At 41.1% G+C, this 15862-nt stretch carries 16 protein-coding genes and 1 riboswitch; of the genes, 1 reads left to right on the top strand and 15 read right to left on the bottom strand.

Features of this window, described 5'->3' with window-relative positions:
- Positions 1 to 71 precede the first annotated feature (71 nt).
- From ACIFPW_RS20830 to ACIFPW_RS20785, 10 genes are all read right to left on the bottom strand, one after another.
- Positions 72 to 365, bottom strand: coding sequence for a YunC family protein (locus ACIFPW_RS20830; RefSeq protein ID WP_430246990.1), 294 nt, complete (start codon positions 363 to 365; stop codon positions 72 to 74).
- Positions 366 to 458: 93 nt separating this feature from the next.
- Positions 459 to 1847, bottom strand: coding sequence for a bifunctional metallophosphatase/5'-nucleotidase (locus tag ACIFPW_RS20825; RefSeq protein WP_430246988.1), 1389 nt, complete (start codon positions 1845 to 1847; stop codon positions 459 to 461).
- 15 nt (positions 1848 to 1862) lie between these two features.
- On the bottom strand, positions 1863 to 2684 hold the full coding sequence (locus tag ACIFPW_RS20820) for a sulfite exporter TauE/SafE family protein (RefSeq protein WP_430246987.1): 822 nt from the start codon (positions 2682 to 2684) through the stop codon (positions 1863 to 1865).
- An 11-nt stretch (positions 2685 to 2695) separates the two neighbouring features.
- Positions 2696 to 3550: a DUF72 domain-containing protein gene (locus tag ACIFPW_RS20815; protein WP_194218984.1), complete on the bottom strand. Its 855-nt coding sequence runs from the start codon at positions 3548 to 3550 to the stop codon at positions 2696 to 2698.
- A gap of 168 nt (positions 3551 to 3718) precedes the next feature.
- Positions 3719 to 5116, bottom strand: coding sequence for a Fe-S cluster assembly protein SufB (sufB, locus tag ACIFPW_RS20810; RefSeq protein WP_194218983.1), 1398 nt, complete (start codon positions 5114 to 5116; stop codon positions 3719 to 3721).
- Between the two features lie 101 nt (positions 5117 to 5217).
- A complete protein-coding gene (gene sufU, locus ACIFPW_RS20805; protein ID WP_430246986.1) occupies positions 5218 to 5661 on the bottom strand; it encodes a Fe-S cluster assembly sulfur transfer protein SufU in 444 nt (147 codons plus the stop codon).
- Positions 5651 to 6871 (bottom strand): cysteine desulfurase, encoded by a 1221-nt coding sequence (locus ACIFPW_RS20800; RefSeq protein ID WP_430246989.1) that lies wholly within the window; start codon positions 6869 to 6871, stop codon positions 5651 to 5653. Before ACIFPW_RS20800 ends, sufU begins: the two co-directional genes overlap by 11 nt.
- Before the next feature lie 3 nt (positions 6872 to 6874).
- Positions 6875 to 8182, bottom strand: coding sequence for a Fe-S cluster assembly protein SufD (sufD, locus tag ACIFPW_RS20795; RefSeq protein WP_430246985.1), 1308 nt, complete (start codon positions 8180 to 8182; stop codon positions 6875 to 6877).
- 18 nt (positions 8183 to 8200) lie between these two features.
- Positions 8201 to 8986, bottom strand: a complete 786-nt coding sequence (gene sufC / locus ACIFPW_RS20790) for a Fe-S cluster assembly ATPase SufC (protein WP_430246984.1) — start codon at positions 8984 to 8986, stop codon at positions 8201 to 8203.
- A gap of 750 nt (positions 8987 to 9736) precedes the next feature.
- Positions 9737 to 10039: a carboxymuconolactone decarboxylase family protein gene (locus ACIFPW_RS20785; protein WP_194219604.1), complete on the bottom strand. Its 303-nt coding sequence runs from the start codon at positions 10037 to 10039 to the stop codon at positions 9737 to 9739.
- A 251-nt stretch (positions 10040 to 10290) separates the two neighbouring features.
- Here ACIFPW_RS20785 and ACIFPW_RS20780 point away from each other — a divergent pair, with 251 nt between their 5' ends.
- Positions 10291 to 11241 carry an L-lactate dehydrogenase gene (locus ACIFPW_RS20780; protein ID WP_430246983.1) on the top strand — a complete coding sequence of 317 codons (951 nt, stop codon included), beginning with the start codon at positions 10291 to 10293 and terminating at the stop codon, positions 11239 to 11241.
- A gap of 53 nt (positions 11242 to 11294) precedes the next feature.
- Here the strand turns inward: ACIFPW_RS20780 and ACIFPW_RS20775 are convergent, their stop codons facing one another.
- From ACIFPW_RS20775 to leuD, 5 genes are all read right to left on the bottom strand, one after another.
- Positions 11295 to 12134 (bottom strand): MetQ/NlpA family ABC transporter substrate-binding protein, encoded by an 840-nt coding sequence (locus ACIFPW_RS20775; protein ID WP_430246982.1) that lies wholly within the window; start codon positions 12132 to 12134, stop codon positions 11295 to 11297.
- 23 nt (positions 12135 to 12157) lie between these two features.
- On the bottom strand, positions 12158 to 12826 hold the full coding sequence (locus ACIFPW_RS20770) for a methionine ABC transporter permease (RefSeq protein ID WP_430246981.1): 669 nt from the start codon (positions 12824 to 12826) through the stop codon (positions 12158 to 12160).
- Positions 12819 to 13841: a methionine ABC transporter ATP-binding protein gene (locus tag ACIFPW_RS20765; protein WP_430246980.1), complete on the bottom strand. Its 1023-nt coding sequence runs from the start codon at positions 13839 to 13841 to the stop codon at positions 12819 to 12821. Before ACIFPW_RS20765 ends, ACIFPW_RS20770 begins: the two co-directional genes overlap by 8 nt.
- A 179-nt stretch (positions 13842 to 14020) precedes the next feature.
- Positions 14021 to 14130: riboswitch (SAM riboswitch) on the bottom strand.
- A 132-nt stretch (positions 14131 to 14262) separates the two neighbouring features.
- Positions 14263 to 15273: a threonine ammonia-lyase gene (ilvA, locus tag ACIFPW_RS20760; protein WP_430246979.1), complete on the bottom strand. Its 1011-nt coding sequence runs from the start codon at positions 15271 to 15273 to the stop codon at positions 14263 to 14265.
- Entirely contained in the window at positions 15270 to 15860 is a 591-nt protein-coding gene (gene leuD, locus ACIFPW_RS20755; protein ID WP_194219601.1) for a 3-isopropylmalate dehydratase small subunit, read from the bottom strand. The genes ilvA and leuD overlap by 4 nt, the downstream gene beginning before the upstream one ends.
- Positions 15861 to 15862 lie beyond the last annotated feature (2 nt).

Below are 15862 nucleotides of genomic sequence, written 5' to 3'. Positions count from 1 at the left end.
CCAACAAATATTATAGAGCCTTAAATGTTTCATAATCGAAAAGAAAGCCGTAGCAAGTGCTACGGCTTTCTTTACATCATCTTAAGCATCGCGTCTCTACCCTTAGTTCCAATCGTAATGCCTCGCGCTTCTGCTTCAAGCGTAACAGATTCGAGCGGTGCATCAAGCAGTTGTTCAATAGACCGTACACCAACAGCTCTTCCTGCGATAATCTTTCGGTCACTTAACTTTTCATTAAGTAAGGCTACATCGAGTGCGCCGCACATGATATACCCATTGTCATTCATGACCGCTAGAAAATTCGTTTTCGGAAGCTGCATACTGACCGCTGTAAAAGGATGACCGTCAATCATGATTGGTGACATAGTGATCACGTCATTCCCGCCTCCTGACCTGAATGAATATCACTATATCTATATGAGACAAAGAGCATGTTTGACAATCAAACACTGAAAGTTTTAATGTCTATTTTCTAAACGCCATGCAAGGAGATCTCGAAGCATTTCAGGTAAAAAGTATTTCTTTTTAGCATGCTTCATTTGAGGATAGAATTTCCCAAATGTGAACATATCAGCCGTGGCAACGGCATATTCTTCATCAGAAACAAGCTTATTTCCGTTGTGAAAAACATCTGTTACATGATAGAGGCCGTCGTCCATTTTGACAGAGGTAACCTCAAGCCCATCGAATGCCATGATCCCCATTACCTCTCCTCGGAAACCGAGACCTTTAAAACTTAAATTCACTATTTCATCTGACATAGAATAAGAAATGATTTCTCGTAACTCGCTTCCTTTTAGCACCACTTTGCAAGGATTAACAGGATGAGGGCAAATGCGATGAAGGTCTTCTCTTGATACATTTCCTTCTGGTAACCCATCAAGCAACATACCAGCGTTAATCATGCCAATATCCGCTCCACACCACTCTCTAAGAGCGGCAGCTAACTCATCAGCTAGAACCGAGCGTTGAAACCATTCAGATTCAAGAGGCTGTTCAAGACGACAGACGACCTCTTCAAGCATCTTATGTGCATCAATATTTAGTTGTTGAATCATCGCCTTCGCTTCCTCGTCTTCTTTACGATTCCGGACGGTTATCGCATATGCTTCCTTCTCAATCACTTTCTTTGTTTCCATATCAAAACAAATCGAAACTTCTCCAACGTAATTCCCGTTTTTACCAGACTGAGTAATAAGCGTATCCTCTACAAGCATGCCATGCTTCAGCACATGATGCGTATGGGCTCCAATAATAACATCAAGCCCATTCATTTCCCTTGCTAGCTGTTCATCATTACCTAAGCCCATATGTGACATCAATACGACAACATCTGATTGACTGCGTACTTCATCAATGAGGGACTGTAAGAAATGGAATGGAGAATCAATCTGCCATCCAAGTAGTGAGTAGAATTGTTCATAAGGGATGGTAACACCTATAATTCCTACTTTAATGCCATTTAACTCATGGATCTTGTAAGGTACAGCCCAGGAAGGCCTTGTACCATCTTGATGATAGAGGTTGGCGACAATCACCTCGAACTTAGCGTCTGAATAAAGCTCTTCTAGTTCTTTTTTTGAAAACGTAATACCCTCATTGTTCCCGATAGTGGCATAATCATATTCCAGCTCATTTAGTAACTGAACGTTACCTTTGCCGACAGTTCCTTCTGTCATTGGATGCACCTTATCAGAGTGATCTCCTAAATCAAGAAGGAGATAAGGTGTCCCTTGAAGCTCATGCATTCGCTTCTTCTCTTTCAAATATGAAGAGACTTTTGACCAATTTGCGAAATGACTGTGAAGATCGTTTGTATAATAAAATTGTAATGTTCTAGAAGTCAAGACACTCTTCCTTTCTTATCCCATCGTTCCCTGCCAGATTAATCGGACACCTACAATAATTAACATCCATCGTAAAATAACAACCACTGATTTGTCCGAAAGTTTCTGATTAATAAATGAACCGCATTTTGCTCCAATCCATGCACCTGGAATGAGACCGATTAGTAAAAACCACTGAATGTTACCAAGTGCTAAATGCGTCAGGGTACCCGTTATACTTGAAAGAAAAATCATAAACATGGAGGTTGCAACAGCAACCGATGTTGGAAAACCAAATAGTAGAATCATGGCAGGAACCATAAGTGAGCCGCCACCAATTCCGAATAGACCTGAAATGACCCCAACGATAAATGAAACAATAACAGCTGCTACGGCAGAAAAGTTATAGTTCATCTCTGTCCCATTCGGATCCGTATACGTTCGTTCAAATTGACCATTTAGTTTCATAGGGCGTAAACGGTTCCTTACCATTAATAATATGGAAACAAGCACCATAAATACCCCAAAATAAATGGAAAAATAATCAACCTGAATAAATTTATTTAGCCACGCCCCTAGAATAGCCCCTGGTCCACTTCCTAGAAAAAAAAGCGCTCCGCTTTTATAATCAACGCTTTTCTTTTTCATGTAAGCAAGTGTAGAGGAAAGACCGATCACGACGAGGACAACGATCGAGCTACCTACAATTTTCTGAGGCGTTAAATCAGAAAGCCAGTTCGTATATTGATCGATAATGAGAAGAACAGGAACGATAATAATGCCTCCCCCAAGACCGACAAGGCTTCCAATCGTACCTGCTAATAGACCAATGATAAATAATAAGAACCACGTCACCATAGGTATACTCCTTATAAATCAAAGAGATCAAGTTGCTTCGGATTTAAATTCGTGTACTCAATATCGAGCATTTGAATCATTTCCTTAGCATTATTAGCAGCATGACCTCCTGAATTATTATTAAATAAAATAAATACATTTTTACATTGTCGTTCTAATTCTAATATTTGTTCCTTCCATTGTAAGAGTTCTTCTTGATTATAATCATATAAATACCGAACTTCCCTCCAGTTATGGCGATTACCTGGATTCGTCCATCCATTTGTATTTCGACCATGTAACCTGACAAGGACCTGATCCTGGTTTAGGGTTTCCATCACTAAAGGAACCGATCCCTCGCCAGCTTGTGGCTCATCGCAAATCGTATGGATAAAACCCTGTTCCTCTAGAAATGAGAGCGTCTTATCACGAAAAGCTTCATGATACCAGGACTGATGTCGAAATTCTACCGCACATGGAATATCTCCCATCCGCTGTTTACAGTCCCTCAAGATGTTAACATTATCTTTATTCACATCAAACCAGGGAGGAAATTGAAAAAGCACCATCGCAAGCTTTCCTGCATTTCGCAGGGGACGAACCGATTCCTTGAAAGCTTGAAACATTTCATCTCTTGTTTCAAAGGGAATATCCCCACGTTGATGGCCAGTCATACCCTGGTAAGCCTTAACGACAAACCGAAACCCTTCTGGTGTCTCATCTACCCATTTCTGAAAATTACGTTCTGGTTGCACAGCATAGAAGGAAGAATCAACTTCAACAGTAGGAAAGTGCGAACCATATATCGAAAGTTTTTCATTGCTTTTTACACCTGGTGGGTAAAGATCATCATGGTCTCCCCACCCTGTTACGCCTATGTAAATCATGCAATTCTTCCTCTCATCTCGATTCTCTTTCTCTATTCTCATATCATTACCCGAAAATAGCAAGTGAAAATCCCTCATACTATTTTGAAATAACAATTAGGATTTAGCCCTTTACACTTTCACATATAAAAAACGAACCGGAAGATCCGGTTCGTTTAAAATGGAAGCTTAACCGATTGAACCTTCCATCTCAAATTTAATGAGACGGTTCATTTCAACCGCATATTCCATAGGAAGTTCTTTCGTAAATGGCTCGATGAAGCCCATTACGATCATTTCAGTTGCTTCTTCTTCAGATACGCCACGGCTCATCAGATAGAAGAGCTGCTCTTCAGAAACCTTCGATACTTTCGCTTCGTGTTCAAGTGAAATGTTATCGTTTAGGATTTCATTGTAAGGAATTGTATCAGAAGTAGACTCGTTATCCATGATAAGCGTATCACACTCAACGTTTGAGCGAGCACCTTCCGCTTTACGGCCAAAGTGAACGATACCACGATATGTTACTTTACCGCCTTGTTTTGAAATAGATTTCGAAACAATTGTCGAAGAAGTGTTAGGTGCTAAATGAATCATCTTAGCGCCAGCATCCTGGTGCTGTCCTTTACCAGCAAGAGCGATGGAAAGCGTCATACCACGAGCGCCTTCACCCTTTAAGATAACAGCTGGATACTTCATTGTAAGTTTGGAACCAATGTTACCATCGATCCATTCCATCGTAGCATTTTCTTCCGCAACTGCACGCTTCGTAACAAGGTTAAACACGTTGTTAGCCCAGTTCTGAATCGTCGTATAACGGCAGTATGCATCCTTCTTAACAATGATCTCAACTACAGCACTGTGTAGAGAGTTAGTTGTATAAACCGGTGCAGTACAACCTTCAACGTAATGTACAGAAGAACCTTCATCAGCGATGATAAGCGTACGCTCGAACTGACCCATGTTCTCAGAGTTAATTCGGAAGTATGCTTGTAGAGGCGTATCGACTTTCACACCTTTAGGAACGTAGATGAATGAACCACCTGACCATACAGCAGAGTTAAGAGCTGAGAACTTGTTATCCGTTGGAGGAATTGTTTTCGCAAAATACTCTTTAAAAAGATCTTCGTTCTCTTTAAGTGCAGTATCTGTATCTTTAAACACAATCCCCATGTTCTCAAGGTCTTCTTGCATGTTATGGTAAACTACTTCAGATTCGTACTGTGCAGAAACACCCGCAAGGTATTTTTGCTCAGCTTCAGGGATACCTAATTTATCAAATGTCGCTTTGATTTCTTCTGGTACTTCATCCCATGATCTTTCAGACTTCTCGGAAGGCTTTACGTAGTACGTAATTTCATCAAAATCTAGATCAGCAAGGTTTCCGCCCCATTGAGGCATTGGCATGCTGTAGAAATGTTCAAGCGATTTCAAGCGGAAGTCAAGCATCCACTGTGGTTCATCCTTCATGCGAGAAATTTCTTTTACAATTTCAGGAGTTAATCCACGCTCTGAACGGAAGATCGAAACGTCTTTATCACTAAAACCATATTGGTATTCGCCAACTTCAGGCATTTTTTTAGCCATTTTATTTCCCTCCTTGACATTACACATGTCAGTGTTTGGCTGATGTTCTCTTTCCATCATTCTAGTATGAAAAAGAAGCGGTGACAACACCTGGAAGCGGGTTAAGCTTCATCCTGTTCCTTGAAACCCTTCTCCATTGCCTTCCAGGAGAGTGTTGCACATTTAATACGAGCAGGAAACTTCGAAACGCCTTGAAGTGCTTCAATGTCGCCTAGATCGAAATCTTCTTCTTCATATTCTTTCCCCTGCATCATATCAGAGAAAATACCGGATAGCTTCAAGGCCTGATCAACTTCAAGTCCTTTAACTGACTGTGTCATCATCGACGCTGATGCCAGGCTTATAGAGCAACCTTCTCCAATAAACTTCGCATCCGAAATCTTCCCATCATCTACTTTCAGCTGAAGCTGAATTGTATCTCCACATGTAGGGTTATTCATGTTTATTTTAAGGGCGCCTTCTTCAAGCTCCCCTTTATTTCTTGGATTTTTATAATGATCCATAATGACCTGTCGATACAACTGGTCTAGATTATTAAAAGACATTACCGAAAAACTCCTTTGCTTTTCGTAATCCGGCTACAAACGTATCCACGTCTTCTTCAGTATTGTATAAATAGAAGCTAGCACGCGCAGTAGCCGATACCTCTAGCCACTTCATTAGTGGCTGAGCACAATGGTGTCCAGCGCGGACAGCGATGCCTTCTGTGTCAAGTACGGTTGCCACATCATGTGGGTGAACGTCATCACTATTAAAAGTGACAACCCCAGCACGTTTTTCAGGTCCGTAAATGGATACGCCTTCGATAGTTGATAACTGCTGCATAGCATATTTAGCAAGATGAGTTTCATGCTGTTGGATGTTGTCCATGCCAATTTCATTTAAGAAATCAATCGCAGCTCCAAGACCAACCGCACCTGCAATGATTGGTGTGCCCCCTTCAAATTTCCAAGGGAGCTCTTTCCATGTCGAATCATACAGACCAACAAAATCGATCATTTCTCCACCGAATTCAAATGGCTCCATGTTTTCAAGGAGCTTTTTCTTCCCGTAGAGGACGCCTATCCCAGTAGGTCCGCACATTTTATGTCCAGAAAATGCAAAGAAATCGCAGTCAAGATCCTGAACATCAATCTTCATATGAGGGGTGCTTTGAGCCCCATCAACAACCATAACAGCGCCATTTCGGTGCGCAATCGCGGCAATTTCTTTAATCGGGTTAATTGTCCCAAGCACATTCGAAACTTGCATAACAGAAACAATTTTTGTGTTTGCTGTTACCGTTTTCTCAACGTCTTCCAGCGCAATTGTTCCGTCTGGTTGAAGAGGAATATATTTTAGAGTGGCTCCAGTTGCTTTTACAACCTGTTGCCATGGAATAATGTTGCTGTGATGCTCCATCGGTGTGATGACAACTTCATCACCTTCTTGAAGATTTGCACGTCCATAGCTTGAAGCGACCATATTAAGGGCTGTGGTTGTTCCGCGAGTAAAGATCACTTCTTCTGTTGAAGAAGCATGAATAAATTCACGAACCTTTTCACGTGCGCCTTCATAGGCATCTGTCGCATGTGTTCCAAGCGTATGAACACCACGGTGAACGTTTGAGTTAATTTCCTTGTAGTAACGCTCTACTGCGTCAATTACTTGAGTAGGTTTCTGAGACGTTGCTGCACTATCAAGGTAAACAAGAGGTTTCCCATTTACCTCTTGATGTAAAATGGGAAACTGCTTGCGAATGTCCTGGACATTCATCATTTAATTAACTTTCCCTTCAGTTACCTCAACCGCACGTTTACGAACACCTTCGATCGGAAGTTCGTTAATAACTGGAGCGAGGAAACCGTGGATGATCAAACGTTCAGCCTCTTGACGGGAAATCCCGCGACTTTGCAAATAATAAAGCTGAATTGGATCAACTTTACCAACAGATGCAGCGTGGCCTGCCATAACATCATCTTCGTCAATAAGAAGGATCGGATTTGCATCCCCACGCGCTTTCTCATTCATCATTAGAACGCGCTGTGTTTGCTCACCGTTTGATTTCTTAGCACCGTGTTCAATCTTCGTAACACCGTTAAAGATGGCGCTAGCACTATCTTTTTGGACACCGTGCACAAGAAGAACACCCTCAGAGTTTTGACCGTGATGGAAAATCTGATTAGTGAAGTTCTGACTCTGGCTTCCACGACCGATTGTTACAGTCTTAGAATCAGCATAAGAACCATCACCAATAAGGTGCGTTGTATTTGTAGAAACCGTGTTGCCATCGTTCATTTGAGCAAGAGCCCAATCAACTTTACCGTCTCGCGCCACATTTGCACGGCGATTTACGTAAGTAGTGACACCTTTTGCAAGGTTATCAACAGAACCAAACGTAACGCGAGCATTCTGTCCTACATGAACTTCAGCAATAATGTTCGCAACGGATTCAACATCGTGACCATAAGATAAGAAGTTCTCAACATATGTCACAGAACTATTATCCTCTGCTACGATAATCACGTGGTTGAATATCCCAGCTTCAGGGTCTTCTTGCCAATTTAGTGCTTGGATTGGCACTTCAACTTCTACATTGCGAGGTACATACAAGAAAGTACCGCTATTAAGAAGTGCTGCATGAACGGCAGTTAAACGGTTCTCATCAACCTTCATAACGTCTTTCATGAAATACTTCTCAACTAGATCACCATGATTTTGAAGAGCTGTTTGAATATCTGTGAAAATCACACCTTGTTCTTTCAGCTCATTCGATAGCTGATTGAAAACAGGTGTAGAGTTACGGTGCACAAGAAGATTTCCTGACTGTTGATCTTTAGCAACAAGATCGCGCACATCTTCAGGAAGATCATCAAGTGATGAAATCGCTTCTCCAGCTACATCGTGTTTAAATGAAGTGAAATTCCACTTATCGATTTTTGTTTTATCAGGTCTTGGCATTGGAAGACTTTCTGACTTCTCTAAAGCCTTTAAACGAAGAGAGGCCATCCATTGCGGCTCCTGACGTTTTTCTGAATAAGATTTAATGTATTCTTGATCGAATGCAATTTTCGTATCCACTGACATTGTCATCCTCCTTACTGCTTACGCTTCTTGACCAACTGTTTCGTCTTTAATTCCAAGTTCTTCTTTAATCCACTCATAACCTTCTTCTTCAAGACGCTGTGCTAGTTCCGCACCGCCTGATTTCACAATGCGACCTTGCATCATAACGTGTACTTTATCAGGAGTAATGTAGTTCAATAGACGCTGATAGTGAGTAATGATCAAGCAACCGAAGCTCTCATTGCGCATAGCATTAACACCTTTAGAAACAACTTTAAGCGCATCGATATCTAGACCGGAGTCAATTTCATCCAGAACAGCGATTTTTGGTTCAAGCATCATAAGCTGAAGAATTTCGTTACGTTTCTTTTCACCACCAGAGAAACCTTCGTTAAGGTAACGCTGTGCAAATTCTTCACCCATATCAAGTTCAGCCATTTTACCGTCTAGCTTTTTGATGAATTTCATTAGAGAAATTTCATCGCCTTCTTCACGACGAGCATTAATTGCAGAACGAAGGAAATCAGCGTTTGTTACGCCACTTACTTCACTTGGATATTGCATTGCAAGGAAGAGTCCAGCTTTTGCACGCTCATCAACTTCCATTTCAAGTACATCTTCATTATCAAGGAAGACACTGCCTTCAGTGATTTCGTATTTCGGATGGCCCATAATTGCAGAAGCAAGGGTAGATTTCCCTGTACCGTTCGGCCCCATTACTGCGTGAATTTCTCCACCATTTATTTCAAGGTTCAATCCTTTGATAATCTCTTTTCCCTCAATGGAAACATGAAGATTCTCAATCTTTAGAGTTGATGCTGCCATTTGTGAATACCTCCAATAACGTTTATACTATTCCTTCCTTATTGTAGTACCTATAAGGTGTATGTCAAGGAATGTGTGCTGAGTCATTCTCAATCTATTTTCATTCTTATTTTATAACAAATCCAAACTAATATCAAGGAACGCAAGACTCATACTTTCTAGCGTTAGCCAAGGTATAGCTTGCTATTCAAATTGAGAATGAATCGTTTATATTTTCGTTGCATACCTTTCTAAGCCTACCATTTAATCACCAGAGCTACAACGAAATACACGTGATTATCTTCATACAAAAAAACCAGTCGTAAGACTGGTTTTTCGTATATCATAGTTATTTTGGATGCTGATTCATCTAGATAGTTTACGGTCGAATTCACTAACCATTTTGAGACTCCGACGGTGATCCAGCTCACGCTCTCGCTCGACTTGCATTCGCTTGTTGAAATTACGACTATACTCCGCATAGCCAACTCCGTGAGACTGGTACATCGCCTTTTCCATTTCAGGTGTGTGGTTTAACCGCATGGGGCTAATAATGAATCAATCCTTTCAATATCGTTTTACTTACAAAAATTACTTTACCACGTTACATTAGTAGCTACAAACAGCATTTTAAGGGCTGAGGGGGGTTCCGGAGTGGTGAAAGAAGTTCTGAATAGTTAAAAAACATCCATTCTTACTTTTCCTCCCATATCCACCCTATTTCAGTCCTTCGACACAATACACTATTTAAATAGTAGAAACACGAATTCATTAATGCTTCGGTTGGTTCAAATCTTTCATACATTCCTGTACGAGAGTAACGGCCTGGCTCATCGCTGCGCCACCACCAAATGCAGCTGTCACTCCTACCGTTTCAAGTATTTCTTGTTCAGAACATCCTTGATCAAGACAACCTTTCGTATGGTAGATAATGCAATATTCATCTTGTGAAAAAATAGATATACCGAGCGCAATCATTTGTTTCTCCTTTTGACTCACTTCCCCATCTTTAAAACACGCTTCAGTAAATGCCGAATACTTCTTGGCTAACTGCGGCATCTTCTCTGTAAACATTCCTAATCCTTCTTTATAATCATGTAGCGCCGCTTCTGCAAAGTTGTTAAATTCCTGTTCCTGTTTCAAGACACAGGCCTCCTTTATTCAATATCATCCGTACTAGTATGAGAATTGGGTAACAAAGCTATCCATCATTTTCTTTAAATTGTTTTTGGATGAGTGCGTTTACATGTGATGTATGTCACACTAATAAGTAAACGGATACGTTATGATGCTTATGAAGACAATATCTACTAGCAGAGGTGAAGATGATGTATGAAGGAAAAACAACGCGCGTAGCATTAATTGGCACTGGATTTGTAGGGACAAGCTATGCCTTCTCGTTATTGAATCAAGAACTAGTAAACGAACTTGTACTAATCGACGTAAATAAAGAAAAAGCCGAAGGGGAAGCAAGAGACTTAAATCACGGCCTTCCTTTTGGCGCTCCAATGAAAATTTGGGCTGGCGACTATCCCGATTGCAAAGGCGCAGATATTGTCGTGATCGCAGCGGGCGCAAATCAGGCACCAGGTGAAACACGCTTAGACCTTATTGATAAAAACACTGCGATCTTTAAAACAATCGTTTCAAGCGTTATGGAAAGTGGATTTGATGGTATTTTTATCGTTGCAACGAATCCTGTAGATGTGCTTACTTATGCGACTTGGAAGTTCTCAGGCTTGCCTAAAGAACGGGTTATCGGCTCAGGTACGATTCTCGATACGGCTCGATTCCGTTATTTACTGAGCGACTATTTTAATGTAGATTCTAGAAATGTACATGGCTATATTCTCGGGGAACATGGTGATACTGAACTTCCTGTCTGGAGTCATGCTACAATCGGTAGTCGACCAATCATGTCTCTTATTAAAGATAAACCAGAGGCTAAAGAAGATCTTGATGCGCTTTTCGTCAATGTTCGCGATGCGGCTTATCATATCATTAATCGTAAGGGAGCAACATACTACGGTATCGCAATGGGCCTCGTACGGTTAACAAGAGCAATTATTCGAAATGAAAACTCTATTCTTACCATCTCTACGTTACTTGAAGGCGAATATGGTTTAGATGATTTGTATATTGGCGTACCCGCGATTGTAAATAACAACGGCATTCGTGAAATTATTGAACTTGACCTTGATCAAACCGAGCTAGACCAATTGCACCATTCTGCAAAAACGTTAAAAGAAGCGATGAAGCCAGTTTTCCAACATTAAAATAATTAAAAAAAGGTCCTCCGTCGTTTTGGCGGAGAACCTTTTTTTCTTTCTTATTCGTCTACTGGTACAACAGCGCCATCGTATTCTTCTTCAATAAAACTCTGAATTTCATCAGAATGAAGAACTTCTACTAACGCCTTGATCGCTTCATTGTCTTCGTCACCTTTGTTTACTGTAATCACATTCACATATGGTGAGTCTGAATCTTCAAGTGCGATGGCATCTTCTTGAGGATTAAGCCCTGCATCAATCGCATAGTTTGTATTGATCATCACTGCATCACCTTCACCTTGCTGGTAAATCTGCGGAAGCAGTGAAGCCTCAACATCTGTTTTGAAATCAATATTCTTAGGGTTTTCAGCAATATCTTCAACCGTTGCATCTGAAGCCTTTACGCCTTCTTTTAATGTGATAAGACCCTGTGCTTCAAGTAATGAGAGCATACGTCCATGGTCAGAAACAGAGTTACTCATTATGATCTGAGCACCATCAGGAAGCTCATCTAAGCTCTTGTAATCCTGTGAGTAAACACCGATTGGCTCGATATGAATGCCTCCAGCATTCACGAAGTCATAATTATCGTTTTCTTCCATTTGCAAGTCCATATAAGGAATTGTTTGGAAATAGTTTGCATCTAATTCACCATTTGCAAGCGTCTTATTAGGTAGAATATAATCCTGGAATGTTTTAATTTCAAGCTCTATTCCTTTTTCCTCTAACATCGGCTTAGCTTCTTCAAGAATTTCAGCATGGGGGATGTTTGAGGCACCTACTACGATTTTCTTCGAATCTTCACCGTCACCAGAACCTTCGCTGCTTCCGCCATTATTCCCACACGCAGCAAGCACTGCAAGAGCAAGAACTACGATTAGCGATAAAAACTTTTTCATCATAATCTCTCCTTTTCTCCTCATTATCTTTTGTCTATTACTCGTGTTGCAATGTCTCCACAAACCTGAAGAATCGCAACAATTACTAATATCAATACTGTTGCAACAAGTGTCACATCAGGATTATTCCTTTGGAAACCTTCAAGATAAGCTAGGTTTCCGAGACCCCCTGCGCCTACAACACCAGCCATAGCGGTGTAGCTTACAAGAGCTATCGCCGTCACAGTAATCCCTGAAATAAGGGCTGGCATTGCTTCTGGTAGAAGCACTTTAAAAATAATCGAACCATTGGATGCTCCCATTGACTGAGAAGCTTCAATGACCCCTTTATCTACTTCACGTAAAGCAATTTCAACCATCCTCGCATAAAATGGCGCTGCTCCTGCAATAAGGGCTGGAAGGGCAGCATTAGCACCTAGCATCGTCCCTATAATGTAAACCGAAAGAGGGATCAGCAAGATAATCAAAATGATAAATGGTATGGAGCGAAATAAGTTCACGACTCCGGCAATAATACTATTCACAAATTTGTTTTCCCATATGTTCCCTCTACCTGTTAGAAACAACAATAAACCAAGGAGGATTCCGAGAATAAACGTTGCCAGAACCGAAATTGCCGTCATGTACGCTGTTTGTAGAGTGGCTTCCCACATAGATTCCCACCTGACGTTAGGAAATAACGATTCAGTCATTCGTAATCACCTCCGCTTTAACACCTTGGGCCTGCACATAATTCAAGGCCTTTTCTACCACAGCTGGTTCCCCTTTAAGGAACACAGAAAGTTTTCCATAAGGACCATCCTGTGTATGAGAAATCTTCCCTTGAATAATGTTGACTTCCACATCAAATTCACGAATCAACTCTGTCACAAGTGGTGAACCTGTTTTTCCTTTCACAAAGGTAAACTGAACAAGTTCTCCATCCTGACTCGTTGCCAGATGTGCAATCGATTCCTTCATTTCTTCAGGCTCGCTTAGCTGATTAACAAAGTCTTTCGTAATCTCTTCCTGTGGATGGTGGAAAACTTCAAGGACAGAACCATTCTCCACTACTCGTCCATTCTCCATAACGGCTACACGATGGCAAATTTTGCGTATGACGTGCATTTCATGCGTGATGAGGACAATCGTTAGGCCAAGTTTCTGATTAATTTCAGTCAGAAGTTCTAGAATGCTATCCGTCGTTTTAGGATCTAAAGCAGAAGTAGCTTCATCACGAAGCAAAACCTTTGGATTGTTAGCAAGTGCTCTCGCAATACCCACTCGCTGCTTTTGTCCACCACTTAGCTGTGAAGGATAAGCTCCTTCCCTACCTTCGAGTCCAACAAGGTTAATTAATTCATCAACACGCTTCATTCTCTTTTCTTTCGGAACACCTGATATTTCAAGAGGAAAGGCGATGTTATCACGTACCGTTCTTGACCAGAGAATATTAAAATGCTGGAAAATCATACCGATTTCCTGTCTTGCTGCACGAAGATCTTTCCCATTAAGAGAAGATAGATTATTACCAGCTACTGTGACTGTCCCATCAGTAGGTCTCTCAAGAAGGTTAAGCATTCGAATTAGCGTACTTTTCCCAGCACCACTGTAGCCAATAACACCAAATATTTCGCCTTTTTTGACTTCAAGGTTAACATCCTTAACGGCTTCCACCTTCCCGGATTTCGAAAAGAAGGTCTTATTAATGCCTTTAAGCTCAATCACATGTCTCACATCCTTTATGCATTTGCATGATCAGCTACCTGAAAAAGGACTTCAGTCCCATGCCTTTGTTCTTTATTTCTGTGCACTTAGAAGCCTAATTCGCTTATCACTTTGTATAGTAAAGTAAAAAAATGCCCTTCTGCTTTGAGCAGAAAGGCATTTGATAAATCGATGTCTTCCTCTCATTTCTCAAAGCAATCGCTTTGCAGGAATTGGCACCTTTTCAAACGAGTCGTTTGACGGTTGCCGGGCTTCATAGGGCCAGTCCCTCCACCTCTCTGAATAAGAGATATATAGTTGTTATTACTTTACTGTGGTTAAGTGCTAAATGAATTCTAGCATGGTACTTTATGAGTGTCAATTACTGAGCAAAAAGTCGGAATAATCTAAAATATATACTTTGAATCCCATTAGAAAACCATCAGCTTATTCGCCTGATGGTTTTCGCTCGTTGAGAAAGTTGTTTATAAAGGGATATTTTCGCAAGATCCGCATTCCCTCCACTAACAACAACACCAATTCTCTTACCTTCTAAACGATTTGACTTGCATAAGACAGCAGCTATCGATGCAGCACCCGCACCTTCTACAAGCGTTTTGTGTCTCTCAAGCATAAAGACAATCGCTGCAGCAATTTCTACTTCTGACACGGTTAGCATATCATCAACAAGCTCTTCAATAATTGGAAAAGTTAATTTTCCAGCTTCTTTCACAGAAATACCGTCTGCAATCGATTTGACAGATTGAAGGACAAGAGGACCAGTACCTTTAAATCGATTCCATGTCGCAGATGCTTCAGAAGCCTGGACTCCGATGATTTTCACGTGAGGAAAGAACGACTTAATCGCCATCGCCATTCCAGCTAACAATCCTCCACCTCCAACAGGTACGAGAATCGTATCTAAGTCAGGACATTGTTGCATCATTTCGAGTGCAACCGTTCCCTGTCCTGCCATTACTTCAGGATCATCGAAAGCATGAACGAATGTGGCCCCTTTCTCAACACGCTCACGATCCGCTCCACTAAACGCTTCGTTATACGATTCTCCTTCAAGAACAACCTCTGCTCCATAAGATCGCGTCGCATCAATTTTGCTTGTCGGTGTATGGACGGGCATATAAATCTTAGCTTTAATTCCACGCTCTCTAGCAGAAAGCGCCACTCCCTGAGCATGGTTTCCAGCCGATGCAGCAACAATCCCTCGCGCTGCCTCAATATCCGTTAGCGACGCAACTTTGTTATAGGCACCTCGAAGTTTGAAGGAACCCGTTCGTTGAAGGTTTTCCATCTTCATGAAGACATCTTTATTTGTATAATCATTAAGCGTTGTCGACTGCTGAAGCGGGGTCCTGTGGACGGCTTCCAGCAAATTCTCCATTGCTTTTACGACATGAACGTTATATTTCTCCTGGTAATTCCCAACGTCATTCACTCTCCTACAAGTTGTTTTTCTTCATATAATTTAATTTTATCTTCGAGAGATAAAGTTCGAGATACTTCATCCCATCCATTTAACAGCATTTCTTTCCAATAAGGATCGATCTCGAACGACGCATTTAGTCCTTCTCCATCAATTACTTGCTGTTTACTTAGGTCTACGCTAAGTTCGTATCCATCCTTTGCTTTTTGAAAAAGCTCCGAGATCGTTTCTTGATCAAGAGCGATAGGAAGTATACCGTTTTTTACACAGTTGTTATAAAAGATATCAGCAAAGCTTGTCGCAATGACAATTCGAAAACCATAATCTAGAAGGGCCCATGGAGCATGTTCTCTTGATGAACCACACCCAAAGTTTTTACCCGACACTAGAATAGAAGCATGCTGGTATTGTTGTTCGTTCAAATTAAAATCTTCACGCGGTTGACCATCATCATCAAACCGCCAATTGTAAAAAAGAAACTGACCAAAGCCTTGCCGTTCAATTCTCTTTAAAAATTGCTTCGGAATAATTTGATCTGTATCTACGTTAACCTGCTCAAGGGGATAAACGATCCCTTTGTATTTATTAATCGGTTCCAGGA

The sequence above is a fragment of the Pseudalkalibacillus sp. NRS-1564 genome (assembly GCF_050467905.1).
Taxonomy (GTDB): Bacteria; Bacillota; Bacilli; order Bacillales; family Guptibacillaceae; genus Guptibacillus; species Guptibacillus hwajinpoensis_B.
Note: the sequence above shows the minus strand (reverse complement) of the source record. Positions and strands in the feature narration are given on the sequence as shown.